This window comes from Bacillus sp. P4_D3 (genome assembly GCF_056401855.1).
The window spans coordinates 1-1,253 of the sequence record NZ_JBFUIN010000835.1 but is presented as its reverse complement, the minus strand read 5'-3'; the positions used below and the strand labels follow the sequence as shown (position 1 = coordinate 1,253).

Here is a 1,253-nt window from a genome sequence, read left to right as displayed (position 1 = left end):
TACTTTCCACTCTCTTTCCCATTTTAAATCTACATAAAAATATTAATATGAAATATAATGTGTATTCAACACATTTTTAAAAGAAATATAAAAAGTTCATTTTTGATTCATATTACAGACATAATATAAATCACTATCATTTTGTTCTTTCGACAAGTTATATTATACATGAATTCCTAAGTTTATTACGAATTTTAGAATCACATAGCATAATTTAACAAAAAAGACCCTAACATTTCTGTTAGAGTCTTTTTTAAGTCACCGATACCGATGGTCGGGGTCGAACCGACACTCCCGAAGGAACACGATTTTGAGTCGTGCGCGTCTGCCAATTCCGCCACATCGGCATAATAAGAAAGGCGGCAACCGGATTTGAACCGGTGGTAAAGGTTTTGCAGACCTCTGCCTTACCACTTGGCTATGCCGCCATATGAAGTTAAAATGGAGCGGAAGACGGGATTCGAACCCGCGACCCCAACCTTGGCAAGGTTGTATTCTACCACTGAACTACTTCCGCAAAAATGGCTGGGCTAGCTGGATTCGAACCAGCGCATGACGGAGTCAAAGTCCGTTGCCTTACCGCTTGGCTATAGCCCACCGAAGTTTTACTTAATTATATGTAAGTATCCATTAATTTATTTGTAATTTTAAAARAWAAAATGGGGCGACTGATGGGAATTGAACCCACGARTGCCGGAGCCACAATCCGGTGCGTTAACCACTTCGCCACAACCGCCATGTTGTGTTTATATATTTGGCAGGGGCAGTAGGAATTGAACCCACACTGGAGGTTTTGGAGACCTCAGTTCTACCTTTAAACTATGCCCCTGTGTAAAATGGTGGAGGGGGGCAGATTCGAACTGCCGAACCCAAAGGAGCGGATTTACAGTCCGCCGCGTTTAGCCACTTCGCTACCCCTCCGAAACTTACATGGTGCCGGCTAGAGGACTTGAACCCCCAACCTACTGATTACAAGTCAGTTGCTCTACCAATTGAGCTAAGCCGGCATATTTTATTAAAATGGTGGCTCGGGACGGAATCGAACCGCCGACACGAGGATTTTCAGTCCTCTGCTCTACCGACTGAGCTACCGAGCCTTATTAAAATGGCGGTCCCGACCGGGGTCGAACCGGCGATCTCCTGCGTGACAGGCAGGCATGTTAACCACTACACCACGGGACCATTTGGTTGCGGGGACAGGATTTGAACCTGCGACCTTCGGATTATGAGCCCGACGAGCTACCGTACTGCTC

At 45.3% G+C, this 1,253-nt stretch carries 10 tRNA genes; all 10 read right to left on the bottom strand.

The window, feature by feature from the left end:
* Positions 1 to 265 precede the first annotated feature (265 nt).
* The 10 genes from AC1DTM_RS27175 to AC1DTM_RS27130 all read right to left on the bottom strand — a co-directional run bounded on the left by AC1DTM_RS27175 (position 266) and on the right by AC1DTM_RS27130 (position 1,182).
* Positions 266 to 347, bottom strand: a tRNA-Leu gene (locus AC1DTM_RS27175).
* Positions 348 to 357: 10 nt separating this feature from the next.
* Positions 358 to 428: transfer RNA gene (locus AC1DTM_RS27170), tRNA-Cys, on the bottom strand.
* Positions 429 to 442: 14 nt separating this feature from the next.
* Positions 443 to 517, bottom strand: a tRNA-Gly gene (locus AC1DTM_RS27165).
* A 5-nt stretch (positions 518 to 522) separates the two neighbouring features.
* Positions 523 to 597, bottom strand: a tRNA-Gln gene (locus AC1DTM_RS27160).
* Positions 598 to 660: 63 nt separating this feature from the next.
* Positions 661 to 736: transfer RNA gene (locus AC1DTM_RS27155), tRNA-His, on the bottom strand.
* Positions 737 to 755: 19 nt separating this feature from the next.
* A tRNA-Trp gene (locus tag AC1DTM_RS27150) sits at positions 756 to 829 on the bottom strand.
* A gap of 8 nt (positions 830 to 837) precedes the next feature.
* Positions 838 to 921, bottom strand: a tRNA-Tyr gene (locus AC1DTM_RS27145).
* A 10-nt stretch (positions 922 to 931) separates the two neighbouring features.
* Positions 932 to 1,007, bottom strand: a tRNA-Thr gene (locus tag AC1DTM_RS27140).
* Between the two features lie 14 nt (positions 1,008 to 1,021).
* Positions 1,022 to 1,097: transfer RNA gene (locus tag AC1DTM_RS27135), tRNA-Phe, on the bottom strand.
* A 9-nt stretch (positions 1,098 to 1,106) separates the two neighbouring features.
* A tRNA-Asp gene (locus AC1DTM_RS27130) sits at positions 1,107 to 1,182 on the bottom strand.
* Positions 1,183 to 1,253: the final 71 nt, after the last annotated feature.